The organism is Mesorhizobium opportunistum WSM2075, assembly GCF_000176035.2.
GTDB classification, from domain to species: domain Bacteria; phylum Pseudomonadota; class Alphaproteobacteria; order Rhizobiales; family Rhizobiaceae; genus Mesorhizobium; species Mesorhizobium opportunistum.
Window position 1 is genome coordinate 1,954,074 of sequence record NC_015675.1, and the last position, 22,133, is coordinate 1,976,206.

19 protein-coding genes are annotated in these 22,133 nt (G+C 63.0%); 11 read left to right on the plus strand and 8 right to left on the minus strand.

Annotation, left to right across the window (positions count from 1 at the left end; all coding sequences use genetic code 11):
• The first annotated feature begins 5 nt into the window (after positions 1 to 5).
• From MESOP_RS09370 to MESOP_RS09420, 11 genes are all read left to right on the plus strand, one after another.
• On the plus strand, positions 6 to 1,562 hold the full coding sequence (locus MESOP_RS09370) for an amino acid permease (RefSeq protein WP_013893087.1): 1,557 nt from the start codon (positions 6 to 8) through the stop codon (positions 1,560 to 1,562).
• 84 nt (positions 1,563 to 1,646) lie between these two features.
• Positions 1,647 to 3,017, plus strand: a complete 1,371-nt coding sequence (locus MESOP_RS09375; protein WP_013893088.1) for a glutamine synthetase family protein — start codon at positions 1,647 to 1,649, stop codon at positions 3,015 to 3,017.
• A gap of 180 nt (positions 3,018 to 3,197) precedes the next feature.
• The gene (locus tag MESOP_RS09380) at positions 3,198 to 4,586 is read left to right on the plus strand and encodes an aldehyde dehydrogenase family protein (RefSeq protein ID WP_013893089.1); all 1,389 of its coding nucleotides are present in this window, start codon (positions 3,198 to 3,200) and stop codon (positions 4,584 to 4,586) included.
• 18 nt (positions 4,587 to 4,604) lie between these two features.
• The gene (locus MESOP_RS09385; protein ID WP_013893090.1) at positions 4,605 to 5,777 is read left to right on the plus strand and encodes an iron-containing alcohol dehydrogenase; all 1,173 of its coding nucleotides are present in this window, start codon (positions 4,605 to 4,607) and stop codon (positions 5,775 to 5,777) included.
• Between the two features lie 243 nt (positions 5,778 to 6,020).
• Positions 6,021 to 7,127 (plus strand): ABC transporter substrate-binding protein, encoded by a 1,107-nt coding sequence (locus tag MESOP_RS09390; RefSeq protein ID WP_013893091.1) that lies wholly within the window; start codon positions 6,021 to 6,023, stop codon positions 7,125 to 7,127.
• Positions 7,128 to 7,191: 64 nt separating this feature from the next.
• Complete coding sequence (locus MESOP_RS09395; protein WP_013893092.1) at positions 7,192 to 8,109, plus strand: ABC transporter permease; 918 nt, start codon at positions 7,192 to 7,194, stop codon at positions 8,107 to 8,109.
• Positions 8,106 to 8,897 (plus strand): ABC transporter permease, encoded by a 792-nt coding sequence (locus tag MESOP_RS09400; protein ID WP_013893093.1) that lies wholly within the window; start codon positions 8,106 to 8,108, stop codon positions 8,895 to 8,897. The genes MESOP_RS09395 and MESOP_RS09400 overlap by 4 nt, the downstream gene beginning before the upstream one ends.
• Positions 8,898 to 8,927: 30 nt before the next feature.
• Positions 8,928 to 9,992 (plus strand): ABC transporter ATP-binding protein, encoded by a 1,065-nt coding sequence (locus MESOP_RS09405; RefSeq protein WP_013893094.1) that lies wholly within the window; start codon positions 8,928 to 8,930, stop codon positions 9,990 to 9,992.
• 85 nt (positions 9,993 to 10,077) lie between these two features.
• Positions 10,078 to 11,631: a cation:proton antiporter gene (locus MESOP_RS09410; RefSeq protein WP_013893095.1), complete on the plus strand. Its 1,554-nt coding sequence runs from the start codon at positions 10,078 to 10,080 to the stop codon at positions 11,629 to 11,631.
• Positions 11,632 to 11,751: 120 nt separating this feature from the next.
• The gene (locus MESOP_RS09415) at positions 11,752 to 12,669 is read left to right on the plus strand and encodes an endonuclease/exonuclease/phosphatase family protein (RefSeq protein ID WP_013893096.1); all 918 of its coding nucleotides are present in this window, start codon (positions 11,752 to 11,754) and stop codon (positions 12,667 to 12,669) included.
• Positions 12,670 to 12,676: 7 nt separating this feature from the next.
• Positions 12,677 to 13,522, plus strand: a complete 846-nt coding sequence (locus tag MESOP_RS09420; protein ID WP_013893097.1) for an EamA family transporter — start codon at positions 12,677 to 12,679, stop codon at positions 13,520 to 13,522.
• Here the strand turns inward: MESOP_RS09420 and MESOP_RS09425 are convergent.
• From MESOP_RS09425 to MESOP_RS09460, 8 genes are all read right to left on the minus strand, one after another.
• Positions 13,509 to 14,744 carry an MFS transporter gene (locus MESOP_RS09425; RefSeq protein WP_013893098.1) on the minus strand — a complete coding sequence of 412 codons (1,236 nt, stop codon included), beginning with the start codon at positions 14,742 to 14,744 and terminating at the stop codon, positions 13,509 to 13,511. The genes MESOP_RS09420 and MESOP_RS09425 overlap by 14 nt on opposite strands.
• Positions 14,745 to 14,835: 91 nt before the next feature.
• Entirely contained in the window at positions 14,836 to 15,153 is a 318-nt protein-coding gene (locus MESOP_RS09430; RefSeq protein ID WP_013893099.1) for a Dabb family protein, read from the minus strand.
• A gap of 9 nt (positions 15,154 to 15,162) precedes the next feature.
• The gene (locus tag MESOP_RS09435) at positions 15,163 to 16,791 is read right to left on the minus strand and encodes a GMC family oxidoreductase (RefSeq protein ID WP_013893100.1); all 1,629 of its coding nucleotides are present in this window, start codon (positions 16,789 to 16,791) and stop codon (positions 15,163 to 15,165) included.
• A 12-nt stretch (positions 16,792 to 16,803) separates the two neighbouring features.
• Positions 16,804 to 17,565 carry a 3-ketoacyl-ACP reductase gene (locus MESOP_RS09440; protein ID WP_013893101.1) on the minus strand — a complete coding sequence of 254 codons (762 nt, stop codon included), beginning with the start codon at positions 17,563 to 17,565 and terminating at the stop codon, positions 16,804 to 16,806.
• Entirely contained in the window at positions 17,562 to 19,061 is a 1,500-nt protein-coding gene (locus MESOP_RS09445; protein ID WP_013893102.1) for a GMC oxidoreductase, read from the minus strand. The genes MESOP_RS09440 and MESOP_RS09445 overlap by 4 nt, the downstream gene beginning before the upstream one ends.
• A 5-nt stretch (positions 19,062 to 19,066) precedes the next feature.
• The gene (locus tag MESOP_RS09450; RefSeq protein ID WP_013893103.1) at positions 19,067 to 20,182 is read right to left on the minus strand and encodes an ABC transporter ATP-binding protein; all 1,116 of its coding nucleotides are present in this window, start codon (positions 20,180 to 20,182) and stop codon (positions 19,067 to 19,069) included.
• A 4-nt stretch (positions 20,183 to 20,186) separates the two neighbouring features.
• On the minus strand, positions 20,187 to 21,131 hold the full coding sequence (locus tag MESOP_RS09455; protein WP_013893104.1) for a carbohydrate ABC transporter permease: 945 nt from the start codon (positions 21,129 to 21,131) through the stop codon (positions 20,187 to 20,189).
• Entirely contained in the window at positions 21,128 to 22,084 is a 957-nt protein-coding gene (locus tag MESOP_RS09460; RefSeq protein WP_013893105.1) for a carbohydrate ABC transporter permease, read from the minus strand. Before MESOP_RS09460 ends, MESOP_RS09455 begins: the two co-directional genes overlap by 4 nt.
• Positions 22,085 to 22,133: the final 49 nt, after the last annotated feature.

Sequence of the window (22,133 nt, forward strand, 5' to 3'; positions counted from 1 at the left end):
TACCAATGGCAGCACCGGGTTATACAGACATTGACAAGGCGGAGGACGTAAAGGCCCTCCATAGCATGGGCTACGCCCAGGAACTGGAGCGGCGTCTCAGCCGTTTCTCGAACTTCGCGGTTTCCTTCTCCATCATCTGCATCCTGTCGGGCGGCATCAACTCGCTGGCGCAAGGCACGTCGGGCGCCGGCGGCATCGGCATCGGCATCGGCTGGCTGGTCGGCTGCTTCGTGTCGCTGACTTTCGCGGTCGCCATGTCGCAGATCAGTTCGGCCTATCCGACCGCCGGCGGCCTCTATCACTGGGGTTCGATTCTCGGCAATCGCGGTACCGGCTGGGTGACGGCCTGGCTCAACCTGCTCGGCCTGATCACCGTTCTCGGCGCCATCAATGTCGGCACCTGGACGTTCTTCATCGGCGCCTTCGGTCCGGCTCTCGGCATCGAAGGCACGCTGACCAACCAGATGATCTTCCTGGTCGTCGTCACCGGTCTTCAGGCACTGATCAACCATCTCGGCATCAAGCTGACGGCCAAGCTGACCGACTTCTCCGGCTATCTGATCTTCTTCGGCGCCATCCTGATCGCGGTGGTCTGCCTGCTCTCGGCCGAGACCTGGGATTTCAGCCGCCTGTTCACGTTCCACAACTATTCCGGCGACGCAGGCGGCGGCGTCTGGCCGTCGGTGTCGAATGCCTGGGTGTTCGCGCTTGGCCTGTTGCTGCCGATCTATACGATCACCGGCTACGATGCCTCGGCGCACACATCGGAAGAAACCATCAAGGCGGCCTCTTCCGTGCCACGCGCCATGGTCATGTCGGTGATCTGGTCGGCCTTGTTCGGCTACCTGTTCCTCGCGGCTTTCGTGCTGATGATCCCGAACATGGACGACGCCGCCAAGCAGGGCTGGAACGTGTTCTTCTGGGCCTTCGACCAGCGCGTCAGCCCCGGCATCAAGGAGTTCGTCTACCTCGTCGTGTTCGTCGCGCAGCTGCTGTGCGGCCTGGCAACCGTCACCTCAGCGTCGCGCATGATCTTCGCCTTCTCGCGTGACGGCGGCCTGCCTGGCTCGGCGGCGCTCGCCAAGGTCAGCCCGACCTACCGCACGCCGGTGGCGGCGATCTGGACGGCGTCGGTCCTGTCGGTGCTGTTCGTCTGGGGCTCGACGCTGGTTTCGGTCGCCGGCACCTCGGCCTACACCATCGTGGTGTCCTGCACCGTCATCTTCCTGTTCCTGTCCTTCACCGTGCCGATCGTGCTCGGCATGCTGGCTTGGGGAACGCCGAAGTGGGACAAGATGGGACCGTGGAACATGGGGCGCGGCGTGTTCATGCTGTTCGCCTTCCTGTCGATCCTGTCGATGATCCTGATCTTCGTCATCGGCATCCAGCCGCCCAACGACTGGGCGCTCTACATCACCGTCGGCTTCTTCATTCTGACGGCGATCGTCTGGTTTGCCTTCGAGCGGAACCGCTTCCAGGGTCCGCCGCTCGGCGACATCATCGCGGCGCGTCAGGCGGCCATCAAGGCAGCGGAACAGGCGGTCGGCGAGACCGGCCACTGAGGCCATCACCAACCATGGCCGGAATCGCGCCGGCCATGGTTTCGTTTATCCCCTTCAACGACCAAGCACTGGAGTGCCACAGGAATGGCCGGAAATTTCTCGTTCGATCAGTTGAAGAAAGCGGTCTCCAGCGGCGAGATCGACACGGTGCTGGCCTGCATCGTCGACCTGCAGGGCCGGCTGGCGGGAAAACGGTTCCTGGCGCAGTACTTCGTCGATTCCGCGCATGACGAAACGCATGGCTGCAACTATCTGCTGGCCGCCGATATCGATATGGAGCCGGTGCCCGGCTACAAGGCGGCAAGCTGGTCGAAGGGCTATGGCGATTTCGTCATGAAGCCGGATCTCGCCACGCTGCGGCGCATTCCGTGGCTGGAAAAGACCGCGCTGGTGATCTGCGACGTGCTCGACCACCACACCCATGACGACCTGCCGCATTCGCCGCGCGCCATCCTGAAGAAGCAGATCAAGCGGCTGACGGAACGCGGCTATATCGGCTATTTCGCGTCCGAGCTTGAATTCTATCTGTTCAACGAAACCTACGATTCCGCCCGCAAGAAGCACTGGCAGGGTCTCGACACCGCTTCGCCCTATATCGGCGACTACCAGATCGGCATCACCACCAAGGAAGAAGGCGTCATGCGCCGGCTTCGCAACGAGATGGAAGCGGCCGGCATTCCGATCGAGAACTCCAAGGGCGAGTGGGGTCCGGGTCAGGAAGAGATCAATGTGCGCTATGCCGAGGCGCTCGACATGGCCGACCGCCACGTCATCCTGAAGAATGGCGCCAAGGAGATTGCCGAATCCGAGGGCAAGGCGATCTCGTTCATGTCGAAATACAATTACGGGCTCGCCGGCAACTCCAGCCACATCCACAATTCGCTGTGGAGCGCCGACGGCAAGACGCCGCTGTTCTTCGACAAGAAGGCTGATTGGACGCTGTCCACACTCGGCCAGCAATGGGCGGCGGGCCAGCTCAAATACGCCAAGGAGTTCACCTGGTTCCTGGCGCCCTACATCAACTCCTACAAGCGCTTCCAGGCCGGCACCTTCGCGCCGACCAAGATCATGTGGAGCGAGGACAACCGCACCGCCGGCTTCCGCCTGTGCGGCGAGGGCACCAAGGGCATCCGCATGGAATGCCGGATCGGGGGCGCCGACCTCAATCCGTATCTCGCCTTCGCCGCACTGATCGCGGCCGGCCTTGCCGGCATCGACGAGAAGCTCGAATTGCAGAAACCCTTCGTCGGCGATGCCTATCAGGCCTCTCGCCTGCCGGAGATTCCGAAGACGCTGCGCGATGCCACCGAGACGCTGGCGAAGTCGAAGATGCTGAAACAGGCGCTCGGCGAGGACGTGCTCGAACACTACGTCCACACCGCCAAGTGGGAGCAGTTCGAATACGATCGCCGCATTACGGATTGGGAACTGCACAGGGGATTCGAGCGGTACTAGATTGGCTGCGAAGCGTCCGCGCTGCCCCTCACCCTCTCCCAGTGAAGAACGGGTGGAGGATGCGTCGACCTTGGAGCGTTCCCTTCTCCCCGTCACTATACGGGGAAGGTGCCGGCGGGCGGATGAGGCAGCACAAAGACCGATGATTTTCGATTTTAAAGAAGTGCGAGGACTTAAACGATGACCGAAACGGTCAAACTCATCACCCCCGTCGACGGCTCGATCTATGCCGAGCGGCCGATCGCAACGGACCAGGCGGTCAATGCGGCAGTCGAGCGCGCCAAGGCGGCGCAGGAGAAGTGGGCGCAGGTGCCGATCGTCGAGCGCGGCAAATACATGCTCGCCATGCTGGAAGCGCTGGTCGCGATGACCGACGAGATCGTGCCGGAGATCGCCTGGCAGATGGGGCGGCCGGTGCGCTATGGCGGCGAATTCGGCGGCGTCAAGGAACGCACCAACTACATGGTCGAGATCGCCGAGGCGGCGCTCAAATCCGTGCCGGCCTCCAACCCGAAGGACGGGTTCCGCCGCTATGTGAAGAAGGATCCGCTCGGTGTGGTCATGGTTATCGCGCCCTGGAACTATCCCTATCTCACGGCCGTCAACACCATCGTGCCGGCGCTGATGGCCGGCAACAGCGTCATCCTGAAACACGCGGCGCAAACGCTGCTGGTCGGCGAGCGTTTTCAGCAGGCCTTCGACAAGATCGGCCTGCCCAAGGGCGTGTTCCAGAATGTCGTGCTCAACCATGCCCAAACCGAAAAGCTGCTCGGCTCGGGCAAGATCGACCATGTCAATTTCACCGGCTCGGTCGCCGGCGGCCGTGCCATCGAGAAGGCGGCGGCGGGCACCTTCATGACGCTCGGGCTCGAGCTTGGCGGCAAGGACCCGGCCTATGTGTTGCCCGACGCCAAGATGGACCACGCGGTCGCCAATCTGGTTGACGGCGCCTTCTACAATTCCGGCCAGTGCTGCTGCGGCATCGAGCGTGTCTATGTGCACGAAAAGGTCTATGATGAATTCGTCGAGGGCTTCATCGCCGAGACGAAGAATTACGTCGTCGGCAATCCGCTCGATCAGGCAACGACGATGGGGCCGATGGCGCAGGCTCGTTTCGCCGACCTGATCCGCGAGCAGAAGGCCGAGGCGCTGCGCAAGGGAGCCAAGGCGCACATCAACATGAAGGTGGCCGACGACAAGGCTGGCTCGCCCTATCTGGCGCCGGAGGTGCTGACCGAGGTCGATCACCAGATGAGCGTCATGCGCGAGGAGAGTTTCGGTCCGATCGTCGGCATCATGAAGGTGCGCAACGACGAGGAGGCGATCGCGCTGATGAACGACAGTCCCTATGGGCTGACGGCCTCGATCTGGACGCGCGATACCGAGCACGCGGTGGCGATCGGCAACCGCGTCGAGACCGGCACGGTATTCATGAACCGCTGCGACTATCTCGATCCGGCCCTGGTCTGGACCGGCGTCAAGGACACCGGCAAGGGCGCGGGCCTGTCAGCCATCGGCTACGACAATCTGACCCGGCCGAAATCCTTCCACCTGCGCGAAGCCATCTGATTTTTCGAAAGACAAAAAATGTCCAAGCTGATCTCCAAATGGAACTACCCTACCACCGTTCGCTTCGGCGCCGGGCGTATCAAGGAACTGCCCGAGGTGCTTGGTGCCACCGGCATCAAGCGGCCTTTGTTCGTCACCGATCCGGGCCTGGCCAAACTGCCGGTCGTGGCCTCGACCCTGAAGATCCTCGACGATGCCAAAATCCCATACGGGGTCTTCTCCGAGGTGAGGCCGAACCCGGTCGAATCCAACCTGACCGCCGGCATCGCTGTGTTCAAGAAGGGCAAGCATGACGGCGTCATCGCTTTCGGCGGCGGCTCGGCGCTCGATCTGGGCAAGCTGATCGCCTTCCAGGCCGGCCAGACGCGGCCGGTGTGGGATTTCGAGGATGTCGGCGATTGGTGGACGCGCGCCAATTCGGATGCGATCGCTCCGATCATCGCGGTGCCGACCACGGCCGGCACCGGATCGGAAGTCGGCCGCGCCGGGGTCATCACCAATGAGGCGACCCACACCAAGAAGGTCATCTTCCATCCCAAGCTGCTGCCGGCGATCGTGATCGCCGATCCGGAACTGTCGGTCGGCATGCCGGGCTTCATCACCGCCGGCACCGGCATGGACGCGCTTGCCCATTGCCTCGAAGCCTATTGCGCGCCAGGCTATCATCCGATGGCCGACGGCATTGCGGTCGAAGGCGTGCGTCTGGTGTTCGAAAACCTGCCGAAGGCCTTTGCCAACGGCAAGGATCTCGTCGCCCGGGCGCACATGATGAGTGCCGCCGCGATGGGCGCCACCGCCTTCCAGAAAGGCCTCGGCGCCATCCATTCGCTGTCGCATCCGATCGGTGCGCTCTATGACACCCATCACGGCATGACCAACGCCGTGTTCATGCCCTATGTGCTCGCCTTCAACCGTGACGCCATCGAGGAGCGTATCGCCAGGCTCGCCGCCTACTGTGGCATCAAGGGCGGCTTCGACGGCTTCGCCAAGGCGATCATCAAGCTGCGCAAGGAATTGAAGGTGCCGCATGCGCTGCCGGGTCTGATCAAGGGGCTCGACATGGACAAGAAGCGCAAGGCGCTGATCGCCGACATGGCGGTGGTCGATCCGACGGCCGGCGGCAATCCGGTCAAGCTGACCAAGAAGGCGGCGCTGGCGCTGCTGGAAAACGCTATCGCCGGCACGATCTGAGACGGCGTGCCGTTGCGGAAAATTGATCTGAAAATAAGCGCAAACCAAGGGGGAAGGGATGGAGAACAAGGCAGAAAGTGATTAGCCGGAAAAATAAGTGACGGCTAATTGCTACAGCCCGTTAAAAAGAGTTAACTTTTTCCGTTGCCGGCCAATGGTTTCACAAAGGCTTCATCTGGCTGTCACATGAAAAAGATACCGCATCGCAGGCGTCCAACGGCGTCAGTTCAACGGAGAGAACACATGTTCAAATTCACGGGGAAAGTGCTTTCCCTTTCGGCCGCGACACTGATGGTGTCGTCGGTGATTTCGTCCGCGGCTTCGCTGGATGATCTCGTCAAGGCCGCCAAGGCTGAAGGCCAGCTAACCACCATCGCGCTGCCGCATGACTGGTGCGGTTACGGCGACGTCATCGCCGGCTTCAAGGCTAAGTATCCCGAAATCACCATCAATGAGCTCAACCCCGATGCCGGCTCCGGCGACGAGGTCGAGGCGATCAAGGCCAACAAGGACAACAAGGGCCCGCAGGCACCCGACGTCATCGACGTCGGCCTGTCCTTCGGTCCGACCGCCAAGGCCGACGGCCTGCTGATGCCTTACAAGGTGTCGACCTGGGACTCGATCCCTGACAGCGCCAAGGATGCCGACGGCGCCTGGTACGGCGACTACTACGGCGTTCTTTCGTTCATGGTGAACAAGGATCTGATCAAGGAAGCGCCGGCTGACTGGGCGGACCTGCTGAAGCCTGAATTCGCCAACGCGGTTGCCGTCGCCGGTGATCCGCGCGCTTCGAACCAGGCCATCCAGGCGGTTTATGCCGCCGGCCTGTCGTCGGGGGCTGCCGCTGGTGAAGCTGCCGGTACCGCTGGTCTCGACTTCTTCAAGAAGCTCAACGCCGCCGGCAATTTCGTCCCGGTCGTTGGCAAGCCCGCTACGCTCGCCCAGGGCCAGACGCCGATCCTGATCAACTGGGACTATAACGCGCTTGCTGGCCGCGACACGCTGAAGGGCAACCCGCCCGTCGACGTCGTGGTGCCGAAGACCGGCGTTGTCGCCGGTGTTTACGTGCAGGCCATCAGCGCCTTTGCGCCGCATCCGAACGCAGCCAAGCTCTGGATGGAATACCTCTATTCCGACGAAGGCCAGGTCGGCTGGCTGAAGGGCTATTGCCACCCGATCCGCTTCAACGATCTCGCCAAGAACGGCAAGATCCCGGCGGACGTGCTGGCCAAGCTGCCGCCGGCGGAATCCTACGCCTCGGCCGCATTCCCGACGCTCGACGAGCAGGGCAAGGCCAAGGAAGTCATCAGCAAGAACTGGGACGCCGTTGTCGGCGCCAACGTCAAGTAAGACTTGAAATCCACCGGGCGGTCGCGAGGCCGCCCGGCCTTCCCTCGAAGACGGTAGCCGGCGCATGACCGACCTCTCGCTTTCAAATCGAACGATTGCCACCAAGCCCGCGCCACCGAACGAGGCGACCGCTTTCCGCTTGCCGACGCAATGGATTGGTGTGGCGCCGTTCTTCATCTTCGCCCTGATGTTCCTGATCCTGCCCACGATCTATCTCGTGGTGGGAGCTTTCCAGCGAAGCGATGGCCAGTTCACGCTGGACAACATCCTGCAACTGGTCAGCGATCCCTCGATCAGCAGTTCCTATTGGGTCTCGATCAAGATCAGTTTCTGGTCGGCCATCATCGGCGCCTTTGCCGGCCTGGCAATCGCCATCGCCATCGTGCGCGGCGGGCTGCCGAGCTGGACGCGCTCCGCGACGTTGACCTTTTCCGGTGTCGCGTCGAATTTCGCGGGCTTGCCGCTCGCCTTCGCGTTCCTGGCCACGCTCGGCCGTGTCGGCATCGTCACAACGCTTCTGCGTGATGTGCTCAATATCAACATCTATGCGATGGGCTTCAATTTCCTCACCACGTCGGGCCTGATCGCGGTCTATCTGTTCTTCCAGATTCCGCTGATGGTGGTCATCATCGTGCCGGCCATTGACGGACTGAAGAAGGAATGGGGCGAGGCGGCAGCGACGCTCGGCGCCACTCAGGCGCAGTATTGGCGCATGGTGGTCATACCGGTGATATGGCCGAGCTTCCTTGGAACGGTCATCCTTCTGTTCGCCAACGCCTTCGGCGCCATCGCCACCGCTTATGCGTTTGCCGGTCCGGCGCTCAACATCGTTCCCATCAAGCTGTACTCGCAGATCAACGGCGACGTGCTGCACAATCCGCAGCTCGGCTATGCCATCGCCTTCGGCATGATCGTCATCACCGGACTCGCCAATGTCTTCTACATCTGGTTCCGGACTCGCTCGGAGAGGTGGCTGAAATGAAGTCGGGAAAATTCTGGGCCTGGGTCGTCTTCATCATCGGTGCGGCCTATTTCTTCATTCCGCTGATGGCGACGGTCGAGTTTTCGCTGCGCATGCGCCGAGGCGTCCATTCCTTCGACGCCTATCAGATCGTGCTGGGCGACGCGCGCTTCCAGTCGACTTTCCTGTATTCGGTGGTCGCTGCCATCTTCACCATCATTCTGGGTGTGCTGATCGTGGTGCCGGCGGCCTACTGGATCCGGCTGCGCCTGCCGCAGCTCAGGCCGATCGTCGAATTCATCACGCTGCTGCCGCTGGTCATTCCGGCCATCGTCATCGTCTTCGGCTATATCAGGATGTACGGCTCCAATTCGCCGCTGCCGTTCCTGGGCAGCAATATGGGTGCCAATGCCTTGCTGGTGATCGGTTACGCGACGCTGGCGCTGCCTTACATGTATCGCGCGGTCGATACCGGGCTGCGCACCATCGACGTGCGCACCTTGACGGAAGCGGCACAGATCCTGGGCGCCGGCTGGGGAACGATCATTGGCCGCGTCATCCTGCCCAATGTGCTGATCGCCGTGCTGTCGGGCGCCTTCCTGACCTTTGCCATCGTCATCGGCGAGTTCACAATGGCCAGCCTGCTCAATCGCCCGGCCTTTGGCCCCTATCTGCAGAACATCGGCGCCAACCGCGCCTATGAACCGGCGGCCCTTGCCATCATCGCCTTCGCCATTACCTGGGGCTGTATGTCGCTGATCCAGATCCTGTCCCGCTTCGCGCCGAAATCGGCGAACCGCCCGAACTGAACGAAAAGCACTGACCTGAGAGAAAAAGCCATGGCCGAGCCATTCCTGTCCATCCAGCATGTGCGAAAATCCTACGGTTCCAACACCGTGGTCCAGGATTTCAGCCTCGACGTCGAGCCCGGTGAATTCGTTTCCTTCCTCGGGCCGTCCGGTTGCGGCAAGACCACCGTGCTGCGCATGGTCGCCGGCTTTGAGGAGCCGTCGGCCGGCAAGATCGTCGTCGCAGGCAAGGACATTACGAGGCTGAAGCCCAACCAGCGCAATGTCGGCATGGTGTTCCAGGCCTACGCGCTGTTTCCCAACCTGACCGTGGCACAGAACATCGCTTTCGGGCTGAAGGTCGCCGGCATGTCGAAGGCCGATGCCGACAGGCGCGTCGCCGAGATGCTCGACATGATCAAACTGCCGCAGATGGCCGATCGTTATCCCTACCAGCTCTCCGGTGGCCAGCAGCAGCGCATCGCGCTGGCGCGCGCCATCGCGCCGAAGCCGAAGCTTCTGCTGCTCGACGAGCCGCTCTCGGCGCTCGACGCCAAGGTTCGCGTGTCGCTGCGCGAGGAGATCCGCTCGATCCAGAAGAAGCTCGGCATCACCACCATTTTCGTCACCCATGACCAGGAAGAGGCGCTGTCGATCTCCGACCGCATCGCGGTCATGTATGGCGGCAAGGCCGAGCAGGTCGGCACGCCGTTCGAGATCTACAACCGGCCGGCGACCAAGTTCGTCGCCAATTTCGTCGGCACGCTGAACGTGCTCGAAGGCAAGGTCACCGATGCCGCGGCCGGCACGGTGCAGGTGAACACGCAGGAAGTCTCGCTCAAGGGCAAGCTCAATGGTTCGAAGTCCGGCGACACGCTGTCGCTGGCGCTGCGGCCGGAAGCGATTTCGCTCGGCCGCCAGCCTGGCCGCGATTCCAGCCTGTCCGGCGAGATTTCCGAAGTCCACTTCCTCGGCTCGGTCATCCGTGTTCGCGTCGGCATCGGCGGCAACACGGTTTCGCTCGACACGTTCAACAGCCCGGCGACGCCGCCGCCCGCCGTCGGCGAGAAGGCCGAGATTTCGTTCTCGTCGGGCGACATGCTGGTACTTCACTAACCACGGCGCTACCAGACGGCACGTAACTGCCTACTGTAATGACTTTGGCACTGCCAATCGGCTTGTTCCGTCGCTACGATGAGCCATGGCTCTTTTCGAACTGACGCTTGTCCTGCTTTTGACCGCCGTTGCGCTGACGGCGCTGTCGCGACGGCTGGAGATTCCCTATCCGTCGCTGCTGGCGCTGGCCGGGGTTGCGATCGCCTTCGTACCAGGTGCGCCAACGATCGAGATCGATCCGGAACTGGCGCTTGCCCTGTTCATCGCGCCGGTGCTTCTCGATGCCGCCTATGACACGTCGCTGCGCGACCTCAAGCGCTACCGGCTGTCGCTGGCGCTGCTGGCGCTGGGCGCCGTTGTTTTCACCACTGCCGTCGTGGCCTTCGTCGGCTGGAAGATGGCCGGCCTGCCGATCGCGGCGGCCATCGCGCTCGGCGCCATCGTGGCGCCACCGGATGCGGTGGCGGCAAGCGCTGTGCTCAGCCAGTTCAAGGTACCGCATCGCATCACCGCCATCCTGCAAGGCGAGAGCCTGCTCAACGACGCCACCGCGCTGCTGATCTACCGGTTGGCGGTTTCGGCCGCGCTCGGCTCGATCATGCTGAGCAACGCCGTTCCGACGATCCTGCTGGGGACGATCGGCAGCCTGATCGCGGGTTATCTGTTTGGCCGCATCTCACTCTTGACGCTCACCCGTATCGAGGACGCGGCAAGCAGCACGGTGGTGCAATTCGCCGGGACTTTCGGGGTCTGGATACTGGCTGACAGGCTGGGCCTGTCCGCCATCATCACCATCGTCGTCTATGCCATGACGATTGCGCGCACAGCGCCGCGCCGCATGTCGGCGAGACGCCGCGTCAGCACCTATTCGGTATGGGAATCGGCAGTGTTCGTGCTCAACGTGCTGGCCTTCGTGCTGATGGGCCTGCAGGCGCGTTCGATCGTCGGCCGGCTGGCCGGAGACGGGCAAGGCGAAGCCTTCCTTTTCGCCGCAACGGTGCTGGTCGTCGTTATCGTCGCACGTCTTGTCTGGGTGGCGAGTTACGTCGCGATCATCCGATGGATTGCCCGCTTCGGTGGCAAAGAGGCAAGGCGGGAGTCGCCGACGTTCGGCGGCGCCATTCTCGTCGGCTGGTGCGGCATGCGGGGGCTGGTGACGCTGGTGGTGGCCATTGCACTGCCGGCCAATTTTCCCGGTCGTGATCCGATCGTGCTTGCGGCCTTCGCGGTGGTTCTGGGCACGCTCGTGCTGCAAGGCATGACGCTGAAGCCCCTGCTGCGGATACTCGACTTCGAACGGGATACGACAATAGATCGCGAAGTGGCTCAGGCACGCGTCGCCGTCATGCAGGCCGCGCTCGACGTGTTGAGCCGCAAGACGTCGGCGGCGGCCGCCGTTGTGCGCGAGCAGTATGAGGCTCAGCGTGTGATCGCTGAAAACCCGGACGACGCGCAAGCCGCCACCGAATATGACCGGTTGCGCCTCTATGCCATCAACCGCCAGCGCGACACGCTCGAGGAATTGCGCAGCAACGGCACGATCGGCGATGAAGCCTATCACCGGCTGGAGGAAGAGATCGACTGGTCGGAACTGGCGGCGTCGCCGGCTGGCCGGTTCCAACCGCTGACGACCGACTAGGCGGACTAGGCAGCCGGGCCGGCAGGGAGGCTTCTGGCCCAAGCCGATGCCATTTCGCTGCACATTGCAACCAATTCGCCGAACCGCTACTGCCAACGTCGAAATTGAGCCGGATAAGCAATGAAGCTGGTCAGCTACAACATCCAGTACGGGTTCGGCAGCGACGGCCGCTACGATCTTTCGCGCGCGGCGCGGATCGTTGCCGGCGCCGACATCATTGCGCTGCAAGAGGTGGAGCGGCACTGGCAGCGCAGCAATTTCGACGACCAGCCCGAACTGCTTTCACGCCTGCTGCCGGATTATCATTGGGTCTATGGACCGGCCTTCGACATGGACGCCAGCGAGCGGCGCGACGGCCGCCTGGTCAATCGGCGCCGGCAGTTCGGCACCATGGTGCTGTCGAAGCTGCCGATCGCCTGGTCGCGGCTTCACGCGCTGCCGATGCGGCGTACGCTGCGGCCGCTCAACACCCGCAACGCTGCACTCGAATGCATGATCCGCACACCGGCCGGGCCGCTGCGGGTGCTGTCGCTGCACCTCGCCCACATCGCGGCGGAGGAGCGGCTGGAGCAGATCGACTATCTGCTCGCCCAACACCGCCGGGCGCCTTCCGAGGGTGGCCCGTGGAGCGGCGCCGACGACGAGCCGTCGCGCAACTGGACCAGCGGCGAGGCCGAGCCGGAAAATCCGCTGGCGGCGATCTGGATGGGCGATTTCAACATGGAGCCGGGCAGCGCGGAATACCGCCGCATCGTCGGCAGCACGCCCTATCATCGCGGTGCCGCCTATCTGGACGGCTTCGTTGACGCAGCCGCTGTCGCCAGCGAGCCGGTCCTGGATTTCCACACCCGGGATTTCCACACTCATGTGAAGACCATCGACGGCAAACTGACGAACCGCCGGCTCGACCATTGCTTTGTCGGCGGCATGTTCGCGGGCCGCGTGCGCTCGGTTGGCGCCGACATCGGCGAGGTTGCGTCTGATCATTTTCCGCTGCGGATCGACATCGATCTGGAGACGCCGGGCATCGCCACATGAGCTGTGCATGACCCTGTTCGTCTTCTTCGTGGTGCTTGCCGCCGCCGCCATGCACGCGATCTGGAACGCGCTGGTCAAGGTCCATCTCGACCGTTTCCTGTCGATCACGCTGATGACGCTGGGCATGGGTGTCGCGGGCCTGGTGGTATTGCCCTTCGTCGAGGTGCCGAAGGCAGAAGTATGGCCCTACATCGTCGCCTCGGTCTTCTTTCACATGGGCTACCGCACCTTCCTGATCGGCGCCTACCAGGCCGGCGATTTCGCCCAGACCTATCCGCTGGCGCGCGGCACGGCACCTTTGCTGGCAGCCCTCGGCGGCATGTTCGTCGTTGCCGAAGTGCCGGCGCCGCTTGCCATTCTGGGCATCTTCCTGTTGTCGGCCGGCACGCTGGTGATGTCGTTTCGCGGCGGCGCGCATCTGGAGAAGCTGAACCTGCGCGCGGTCGGTTTTGCGCTCGGCACATCGATCTTCATCGCCAGCTACACGCTGTCGGACGGCAGCGGCGCGCGGCTGGCGGCCACCGCGCAGAGCTATGCCGCCTGGCTGTTCATTTGCGATGCTTTTGGCGCCCTGGTGCTGTGCCTGATCTTCCGGGGTCCCAAGGCGCTTCCTGTTCTGGCGCGCGACTGGAAGACCGGACTGTTCACAGGCGTGCTCAGCGGCGCTGCCTACTGGATCGTGATGTGGGCGATGACCAAGGCGCCGATCGCCTCGGTGGCCTCGCTGCGCGAGACCTCGATCCTGTTTGCCATGATGATCTCGGTCTTCGCGCTCGGCGAGAAGATGACGGGCTGGCGCGGCGCGGCCGCGCTCAGCATTGTCGCCGGTGTGGTGGCGCTCAGACTCGGCTGACCTCGTGGTCCAGCACCGTCATGACCTGGCCGCGCCGTTCGGGACTGAAGCGGATGACGACGATGATGCAGATGGCGACCACGCCGGCAAACAGCGCCAGTGCGTAGCCATAGCTGCCTCCGGGCGCTTCGGCGATGCCGGCCTGATACGGGCCGCCATAAGACGCGGCCAGATTGCCGGCCTGGTAGATGAAACCGGGCAAGGTCGCGCGCACCGCGCCGGGCGACAGCTCGTTCAAATGCACCGGGATGACGCCCCATGCGCCCTGGACGGCGACCTGCATGACGAAGGCGCCGACGGCGAGCATGAACGGTGTCGAGCTGTAGGCCCATAGCGGAATCGACGGCAGCGCTATCAGGCAGGCGAGCGTGATGGCGTTGACGCGGCCGATCTTCTCGGACAACGCGCCGAACGCCAGGCCGCCGACGATGGCGCCGATGTTGGCGACGATGGTGATCCAACTCACCGTATGCGGATCGAAGCCATGCTGCTTCTTCAGGAAGGTCGGATAGAGATCCTGCGTGCCATGGCTGAAGAAATTGAAGAACATCATCAGCACGACGGCATAGAGCGCAATACCCCAGTGCTTGCGCAGCGTTTCCAGCATGCCGGGCCTGGCGGTCTTCTGCGCCTCGACGAAGGCCGGCGATTCCGGCACATGCGAGCGGATGAAGAGCACGATCAGCGCCGGGATGAAGGAGAGCAGGAACATGGCGCGCCAGCCGATCGTGTAACCGGCGATCGTCTGCTGATAGAGCAGGCCATAGACCACGGCCGCCAGCAGGTAGCCGGCTGGATAGCCGCATTGCAGGATGCCCGAGACGAAGCCGCGTGCACTCGGCGGGACGGATTCCATGGCGAGCGAACTGCCGAGCCCCCATTCGCCGCCCATGGCGATGCCGAACAGTGCACGCAGCGCCAGGAAGATGCCGAGACTGGGCGAGAAGGCGGCGAGCGCGCCGATCACCGAGTAGCTGACGATGTTGAGCATGAGGATGGGCTTGCGCCCGTATTTGTCGGCGAGCATGCCAAAGAAGAACGCGCCGATGAAGCGCATCGCCAAGGTCAGGAACAGTGCCTTTGAGACCGCCGGGACGTCTGTCTGGAATTCACTCGCGATATCGGTGAGCAGGAATGTCAGCAGGAAGAAATCAAAAGCGTCCAGCGTCCACCCCAGGAACGAGGCCAGGACGGTTTTCTTCTGCTCGGCAGTGAGGTTCAAGGCGTCCTCCTTTGTATCCCCCAAAGGAACGATATGTCGCCCGATTGGCAAAAGAGAACAGCATTCAGCCGGCCTTCGAAAGGCTAAGCGGTCACTTTTTCGTAAGCTCGAGGTCGAAGACCATCAACCCGTCGGTGCCGCCTTCCAGTGCGGCGACCAGCCGGGCCCCGGCCCGTTGATGCGCTTCATGCACCAGATAGGCGTCGCGCGCGGCGGCATCGCGGAAATCGATGGTGAAGCCATGGCTGAAGCCGCGCGCGAACGGCTCCGGGCTGACATTGGCACTGAAATGGACGGTGTCCATGCCGTCGATCACCTGGCGCAACGCCTCGAGGTCGGCATGGATCGCCTTGTGTTCACCGATACCGACATCGTTGCGGAATTTGACGAAGACACAGTGCCTGATCATCTTTTGCTCCTAAGCAGCCCGGTTGCCGGAAAACACAGCCGGCGGCAAGGGCTCGCGGCCGAGTATCAGGTCGGCACCCTTCTCGCCGACCATGATGGTCGGTGCGTTGGTGTTGGAGGAGGGCACGCGCGGCATCACCGAAGCGTCACAGACACGCAGGGCTTCGATGCCGCGCAGCCGCAGGTCCGGCGCCACCACGGCCATGTCGTCATGGCCCATGCGGCAGGTGCCGACAGGATGGTGATCGGTCTTGGAGGCGCGGCAGGCATAGTCGAACAGCTCGTCGTCGCTGGCGAGCGAAGGGCCGGGCAGCACCTCGCGCAGCACGTAGGGAGCAAGCGCCTTCTGCCGCATGATCTCGCGCGCGAGCCTCAAGCCCTTTATCGACATTGCGCGGTCGTAGGGATCGGACCAGTAGTTCGGATCGATCAGCGGATGGTCGGCCGGGTCGGCGCTCTTCAGCCGCACCGTGCCGCGCGAGCGTGGCCGCAGGAAGGCCGAGTTCAAGGTTACGCCGGGATTGTTCAGCTTCTCGACGCCGGCCTCGATGCCCGAGCCCAGACCGAGATGAAACTGGATGTCGGGCGAGGCGGCGGTCGGATCAGCGTACCAGAAGCCGCCGGTCTCGAACAGGCTGGAGGCAACCGGCCCCTTTTTCAAAAGCAGATATTGCAGGCCGGCCCAGGCGGTGCGGTGCAGCTTGGCGTAATTGTCGTAGGTGTGGTCGCCGGTGCATTCGGCGATGACGAACAGATCGAGATGATCCTGCATGTTGGAGCCGACGCCGGGCAGGTCGTGAACCGGCGTGATGCCGACAGACTTCAAATGATCGGCCGGGCCGATGCCCGATTGCATCAGCAGCTTCGGCGAGCCGATGGCGCCGGACGAGACGATCACCTCGCGCTCGGCGCGCAAGATTTTCTTCTCGCCGCCTGGCCTGTCGACGATCTCGACGCCGATGGCGCGACTGTTCTCGACGACGATGCGGATCACCAGCACATCGGTCCTGACGGTCAGGTTCTTGCGGGCGCGGATCGGCTTGAGATAGGCCACCGAAGCGGAGGAACGCCGGGCATCCTTCTGGGTGAGCTGATAATAGCCGACGCCTTCCTGGGCAGCGCCATTGAAATCCGGGTTGAAGGGAATGCCCATCTCCTGGCCAGCGCGGAAATAGGCCTCGCAGATCGGCAGCGGCGAGATCGGGTTCGACACGCCGAGTGGGCCCTGGTCGCCGTGGAAGTCGTTGGCAAAGCGCTGGTTGTTCTCGGCCCGCTTGAAGTAGGGCAGCACGTCGCGATAGCCCCAGCCGGCAAGACCCTCTTCCTTCTCCCAGGCGTCATAGTCGCGGGCATTGCCACGCGTGTAGATCTGGGCGTTGATGGAGGAACCGCCGCCGATCACCTTGGCCTGCGTGTACCAGAAGACGCGGTCCTTCATGTGTTTTTGCGGCACGGTCGACCAGCCCCAGGACGCGATGCCCTTGGTCATCTTGGCGAAGCCCGCCGGCATATGGATATAGGGATGCCAGTCCTTGCCACCGGCCTCCAGCAGCAGCACGGAATTGGCCGGGTCCTCGCTCAGCCGGTTGGCCAGAACGCAGCCGGCCGGGCCGGCGCCCACGATGATGTAGTCGGTCATGACACTGTCCACTTACAGCCGCGGCACCGAAAGGGCGCCGTCGACATTGATGATCGAGCCGGTCGAAAAGCCGAGCTTGCCGGCGGCAAGCGTCGCCACCACGGCGCCGATGTCTGATGCTTCGCCCCAGCGCTTTGCCGGCACCAGTCCACCGTCGATCAGGGCGTCGTATTTGGCGGTCACGCCTGCAGTCATGTCGGTGCGGATGATGCCCGGCCTCACCTCGAACACGCCGATGTTTTCCGGAGCGAGCCGGAGCGCAAGGTTCTTCACCCACATCGAAAGCCCGGCCTTGGAGATGCAGTAGTCCGGGCGTTCGGGCGACGCCATTTCGGCGCTGACCGAGGTGATGGTGATGATCGATTTTGGGCCGTCGCCTGGTGCGGCCAGCATCGCCTTGGCGACGGCCTGGCTGAGGAACACGGTGCCGCGCAGGTTGATGCCGAGCGTGCGGTCGAAATTCTCCGGTTTCAGATCCAGCAAATCGCCGCGAACGACGGCGCCGACGCCGGCATTGTTGACGAGGCAGTCGATGCGGCCGAAGGAGCGTAGCGCGCCATCGACAAGTGCTGTGTGGGTGTCGAGGTCTGCGATGTCGCATTGCGTGTAGGCGAATTTCGCGCCGCGTGCGGTGATGTTCCCGGCCAGCCCGTCTGCGGCTTTCTCGGCCAGATCGGCAACGAGGATGTCGAAGCCGGCATCGGCCAGTGCCTCCGCACAGGCAAGCCCAATGCCGCGCGCGCCGCCCGTAACAAGGGCCGCCGGGCGGGTCATTGGAGGCCAGCCTTGCGGATGTGATCAGCTACCCGCAGCGCTTGCGCCGCGATCGACAGCGCCGGGTTTACGGCGGCCGAATTGGGCAAAAAGCTGCCGTCGACGACGAACAGGTTGTGGTGGTCGAACGAGCGGCAGAACGGATCGAGCGGCGCGGTCGCCGGATCGTCGCCCATCTTGACCGTGCCGCACTGGTGCGAGGGGGTGCGCTTGTCGAAGGGGCGCGACAGCACGATCGGGTAACCGCAGGCGCGGAAGTTTTCGCGCATCACCTTGGTCAGTCCGTCGAGCGACTGCATGTTGGAGCGCCGCCACTGCATGACGATGTCCTTGCCGTCGACCATGATGCGGCTTTCCGGATCGGGCAGGTCCTCGCACATCAGGTACCAGTCGACGGCGTGGCCGGCCATGAAGTCGAGCGCGAATTTCGGCATCGACTTCACGTTGGCCTTCAGCATATTGCCGTCGATCTTGCCGAGCAGCTGGACATTGCCCAGAGGTTTGCCGCCCTTGCCGTCGGACAGGTAGTAATCGTTCAGCATCAGCGTCTTCTGGTAGACGGCATCGTTGCGGCGGCGCGGATCGATCGCCAGCATGGCGCTCGAATTGTGGTTCATGAAATTGCGGCCGACCTGGTCGGAGCTGTTGGCGAGGCCTTTGCCATCGGAAGACGGCGAGCGCAGCAGGATAACGGCGGAATTGACCGCGCCGGCGGACAGGATCACCAGCTTCGGCGCGACCTTTTTCAGCTCGCCATTCTGCCGATAGTGGATGGCAGCAATCGTTTTGCCGTCGGCCGAGGTCTCCAGGTATTCGACATAGCAGCCAGTTTCGAGCCGGATATTGGTGTCCGTCAGTGCCGCCGTCAGCGGTCCGGTCTGCGCGTCGACCTTGCCCTGGCCGGTGTTGGGAAACGCGTCCCAGCCGGTCTTGCCTTCCTTCAACCAAGTGTCGATATCGACGCCGAGCGGCAGCGAGGCGGGATGCAGGCCCAGTCCCTTGAGCTCGGCGCGGGCGCGCGCGATCGGCGCCTCGTCGGGCACCGGCTTATAGGCATAGGGGACCGAGTGGAACGGCTCGGTCGGATCTTCGCCCAGTGCGCCGCGGACGCGAAACAGCTGCTCCGCCTTGGAATACCAGGGCTCGAACTCGTCATAGGAAAACGGCCAGGCCGGCGAGACGCCGCCGAAATGTTCCATGGCCGAAAAATCTTGCCTGCGATAGCGGATCAGCACCGCGCCGTAGAATTTCGAATTGCCGCCGACATAATAGTAATTACCAGGGTTGAAGGCCGCTCCACCGGCCTCGCGCCACATCTCCTTCGGCCGGTAGTGGCCGTCGACGAAGATGGAACGCGTATCGCGCGCATGCGGCGTTGCCGGCAAGGGGTCGCCGCGCTCCAGCATCAGGATCGAGGCGCCGCTGCCGGCCAGGCCGGAAGCAATTGTCGAGCCGCCAATGCCGGAGCCGATGATGACGATATCGGGATTTGTCATTTCGCTCAGAGGATGCGGTTTTCGGTCGCCGGATCGAAGAATACCGCCTTGGTCAGATTGAAGGCGAGTGGCGTGCTGGTGCCCGGCTGGATGTTGGCGTCGGCACGCAGCCGCGCCACCACGCCCTTGCCGCCGAGATTGGTGACGGCGAAAGTGTCGGAACCAGCCGGCTCGACCACTTCGATGTGCAGGTCAGCGGTGGCGATGTTCGAGGCGTTTCGCTCGGCGCCCTCCGGATCGGTCAGTGCCTCCGGGCGAACGCCGAAAATGATCGGCTTGCCCTGGAAAGCCGACAGGCCCGCCGGGGCACTGGCCATCGGCAAGGTGATGGGCTCGCGCGCCTCGCGCTGCAGCACAACGGACAGTGCATTGCCTGAGGTGGAGATGGTCGCCGGGATCAGGTTCATCGCCGGCGAGCCCATGAAGTCGGCAACGAACAAATTGCTGGGGTTGTTGTAGATCTCGGCCGGCGTGCCGAACTGCTGCACCTCGCCGTCGCGCATGACGGCGATCTTGGTCGCCAGCGTCATCGCCTCGATCTGGTCGTGGGTGACGTAGACGATTGTGGTGCCGGTGGTGGCATGCAGGCGCTTGATCTCGATGCGCATGTCGACGCGCAGCTTGGCGTCGAGGTTGGACAAAGGCTCGTCGAACAGGAACAGCTTGGGGTCGCGTACCAGCGCCCGCCCCATGGCGACGCGCTGGCGCTGGCCGCCTGAAAGCTGGCTCGGCTTGCGCTGCAGCAGGTGCCCGATCTGCAAAACTTTGGCCACCTTGTCGATCGCCTTCTGGCGCTCCGCCGCCGGCACGCCGCGCATCTCCATGCCAAAGGAGATGTTGCCGGCCACCGTCATGTTCGGATAGAGCGCGTAGCTCTGGAACACCATGGCGATGTCGCGCTTCGAAGGGTGGAGATCGTTGATGGCGCGGCCGTCGACACGGATCTCGCCCGAGGTGATCGTCTCCAGCCCGGCAATGGTGTTGAGCAGCGTGGACTTGCCGCAGCCGGACGGGCCCACCAGCACCAGGAAGCCGCCCTTTTCCAGCTCGAGGTCGATCCCCTTGAGTATCTCGACCTGGCCGAAGCGCTTCCTCAGACCATCAATTTCCAGAAAAGCCATCGGATTATCCTTTGACGGCGCCGGCCATGAGACCGCGCACGAAATAGCGGCCGGCGAGCACATAGACGAGAAGGGTTGGGAGTGCGGCGATCATCGCCGCCGCCATGTTGACGTTGTATTCGACGACGCCGGTCGAGGTGTTGACGACGTTGTTGAGCGCCACCGTCATCGGCATCGAGTCGCCGGTGCCGGCATAGGCGGAGGCGAACAGGAAGTCGTTCCAGATGTTGGTGAACTGGTAGATCACGGTGACGACGAAGATCGGCATCGAGTTCGGCAGCATGATGCGGCGGAAGATCTGGAAGAAGGACGCACCATCGACCTGGGCGGCCTTCACCAATTCCGTCGGGAACGCTTCGTAATAGTTGCGGAAGAACAAGGTGGTGAAGCCGAGACCGTAGACGACGTGGACGAAGACCAGGTTTACGGTCGGATTGCCGAGCCCGAAGCTGGTTCCGATCGAATTCTGCAGCGTCACGCCGAAGCGGCCGAGGCTGCCGAGGATCGTGGCCATCGGCAACAGCACCGACTGGAACGGGATGAAGCAGGCGAACAGCATCAGCCCGAACACCAGCGTGGCGCCGCGAAACCGCCATTTGGTCAGCACGTAGCCGTTCAGCGCTCCGAGCATCGTCGAGATGATGACGGCCGGAACCACCATCTTGATGGAGTTCCAGAAATAGCCCTTGATGCCGGCACAGGTGAGGCCGACGCAGGTCTCGCCCCAGGCCTTCAGCCATGGATCGAAGGTCGGCGCCTTGGGCAGCGCCAGCATGTTGCCGTTCTGGATCTCGTCCATGGTCTTGAACGAGGTGACCAGCATGACGAACAGCGGCATCAGGTAGAACAGCGCGAACAGCGCCAGCAGCCCATAGATGACGATGCGGTTGACGAGTTTGACATTGACGCCGCCGGAGGCTTGGCGGGCGGGAGTGGTGACAGCGCTCATCGCGGCTTCTCCCGCAGTTCGGAATAGAGATAGGGCACGATGATGGCGACGATGGTCATCAGCATGATCACCGCACTTGCCGAGCCGACAGCCATCTCATTACGCTTGAAAGTGTACTCGTACATGAAGTTGGATGGCAGCCAGGCCGAGCCGCCGGGTCCACCGGAGGTCAGCGCCACGACAAGGTCATAGGACTTGATGGCAAGGTGGGCGAGCACGATGAAGGCCGACAGGAAGATCGGCCGCAGCAGCGGAATGACGATGCGGCGATAGAGCTGGAAGGTGGTGGCGCCGTCGATCTGCGCCGCCTTCATGATTTCGCCATCGATGCCGCGCAGGCCGGCCAGGAACATCGCCATGATGAAGCCGGAAGCCTGCCAGACGCCGGCAATGACCACGGTGTAGATGACGAAATCCTTGTTCTTGATCCAGTCGAAATGGAAGCTCGTCCAGCCCCACTGGTGCAACGTCTGCTCGAGGCCAAGACCCGGATCGAGGAACCATTTCCAGGCGACACCGGTGACGATGAAGGAGAGCGCCATGGGATAGAGGTAGATGGGGCGCAGCACGCCTTCGCCGCGGATCTTCTGGTCGAGCAGGATGGCCAGGAACAGGCCGAGCGCCAGGCAGATCAGGATATAGAGAAAGCCGAAAATACCCATGTTGGTGATCGACGTGTACCAGCTCGACGGCGGGTCGGTGTCGAAGGTCCAGCCCCACAGCCGCTGATAGGCGCGCGAGCCGGTGATGACATAGGACGGGAAGGTCTTGGAGTTGGTGAAGGACAGATAGATCGTCCACAGGATGAAGCCGTAGACGAAGACGATGGTGATGGCGAAGCTCGGCGCCAGCACGATCTTCGGCAAGGCGTCCTGCAGGCGCGAGCGCACCGAGGCGCGTGGCCTGGTGTGCTCCGGCGTCAGCTTGATTTGGCTTGTCGCTACCGTGCTCATGAGCTCCTCCCGTTTTGGGTCGTCCGTGCTCTGCCGTCAGGCGGCAAGG

Bases quoted from the DNA above. Each gene is read 5' to 3' on its own strand.
- MESOP_RS09370 (WP_013893087.1), top strand. From the start codon at position 6: ATGGCAGCACCGGGTTATACAGACATTGACAAGGCGGAGGACGTAAAG.
- MESOP_RS09375 (WP_013893088.1), top strand. From the start codon at position 1,647: ATGGCCGGAAATTTCTCGTTCGATCAGTTGAAGAAAGCGGTCTCCAGC.
- MESOP_RS09380 (WP_013893089.1), top strand. From the start codon at position 3,198: ATGACCGAAACGGTCAAACTCATCACCCCCGTCGACGGCTCGATCTAT.
- MESOP_RS09385 (WP_013893090.1), top strand. From the start codon at position 4,605: ATGTCCAAGCTGATCTCCAAATGGAACTACCCTACCACCGTTCGCTTC.
- MESOP_RS09390 (WP_013893091.1), top strand. From the start codon at position 6,021: ATGTTCAAATTCACGGGGAAAGTGCTTTCCCTTTCGGCCGCGACACTG.
- MESOP_RS09395 (WP_013893092.1), top strand. From the start codon at position 7,192: ATGACCGACCTCTCGCTTTCAAATCGAACGATTGCCACCAAGCCCGCG.
- MESOP_RS09400 (WP_013893093.1), top strand. From the start codon at position 8,106: ATGAAGTCGGGAAAATTCTGGGCCTGGGTCGTCTTCATCATCGGTGCG.
- MESOP_RS09405 (WP_013893094.1), top strand. From the start codon at position 8,928: ATGGCCGAGCCATTCCTGTCCATCCAGCATGTGCGAAAATCCTACGGT.
- MESOP_RS09410 (WP_013893095.1), top strand. From the start codon at position 10,078: ATGGCTCTTTTCGAACTGACGCTTGTCCTGCTTTTGACCGCCGTTGCG.
- MESOP_RS09415 (WP_013893096.1), top strand. From the start codon at position 11,752: ATGAAGCTGGTCAGCTACAACATCCAGTACGGGTTCGGCAGCGACGGC.
- MESOP_RS09420 (WP_013893097.1), top strand. From the start codon at position 12,677: ATGACCCTGTTCGTCTTCTTCGTGGTGCTTGCCGCCGCCGCCATGCAC.
- MESOP_RS09430 (WP_013893099.1), bottom strand. From the start codon at position 15,153: ATGATCAGGCACTGTGTCTTCGTCAAATTCCGCAACGATGTCGGTATC.
- MESOP_RS09435 (WP_013893100.1), bottom strand. From the start codon at position 16,791: ATGACCGACTACATCATCGTGGGCGCCGGCCCGGCCGGCTGCGTTCTG.
- MESOP_RS09440 (WP_013893101.1), bottom strand. From the start codon at position 17,565: ATGACCCGCCCGGCGGCCCTTGTTACGGGCGGCGCGCGCGGCATTGGG.
- MESOP_RS09445 (WP_013893102.1), bottom strand. From the start codon at position 19,061: ATGACAAATCCCGATATCGTCATCATCGGCTCCGGCATTGGCGGCTCG.
- MESOP_RS09450 (WP_013893103.1), bottom strand. From the start codon at position 20,182: ATGGCTTTTCTGGAAATTGATGGTCTGAGGAAGCGCTTCGGCCAGGTC.
- MESOP_RS09455 (WP_013893104.1), bottom strand. From the start codon at position 21,131: ATGAGCGCTGTCACCACTCCCGCCCGCCAAGCCTCCGGCGGCGTCAAT.
- MESOP_RS09460 (WP_013893105.1), bottom strand. From the start codon at position 22,084: ATGAGCACGGTAGCGACAAGCCAAATCAAGCTGACGCCGGAGCACACC.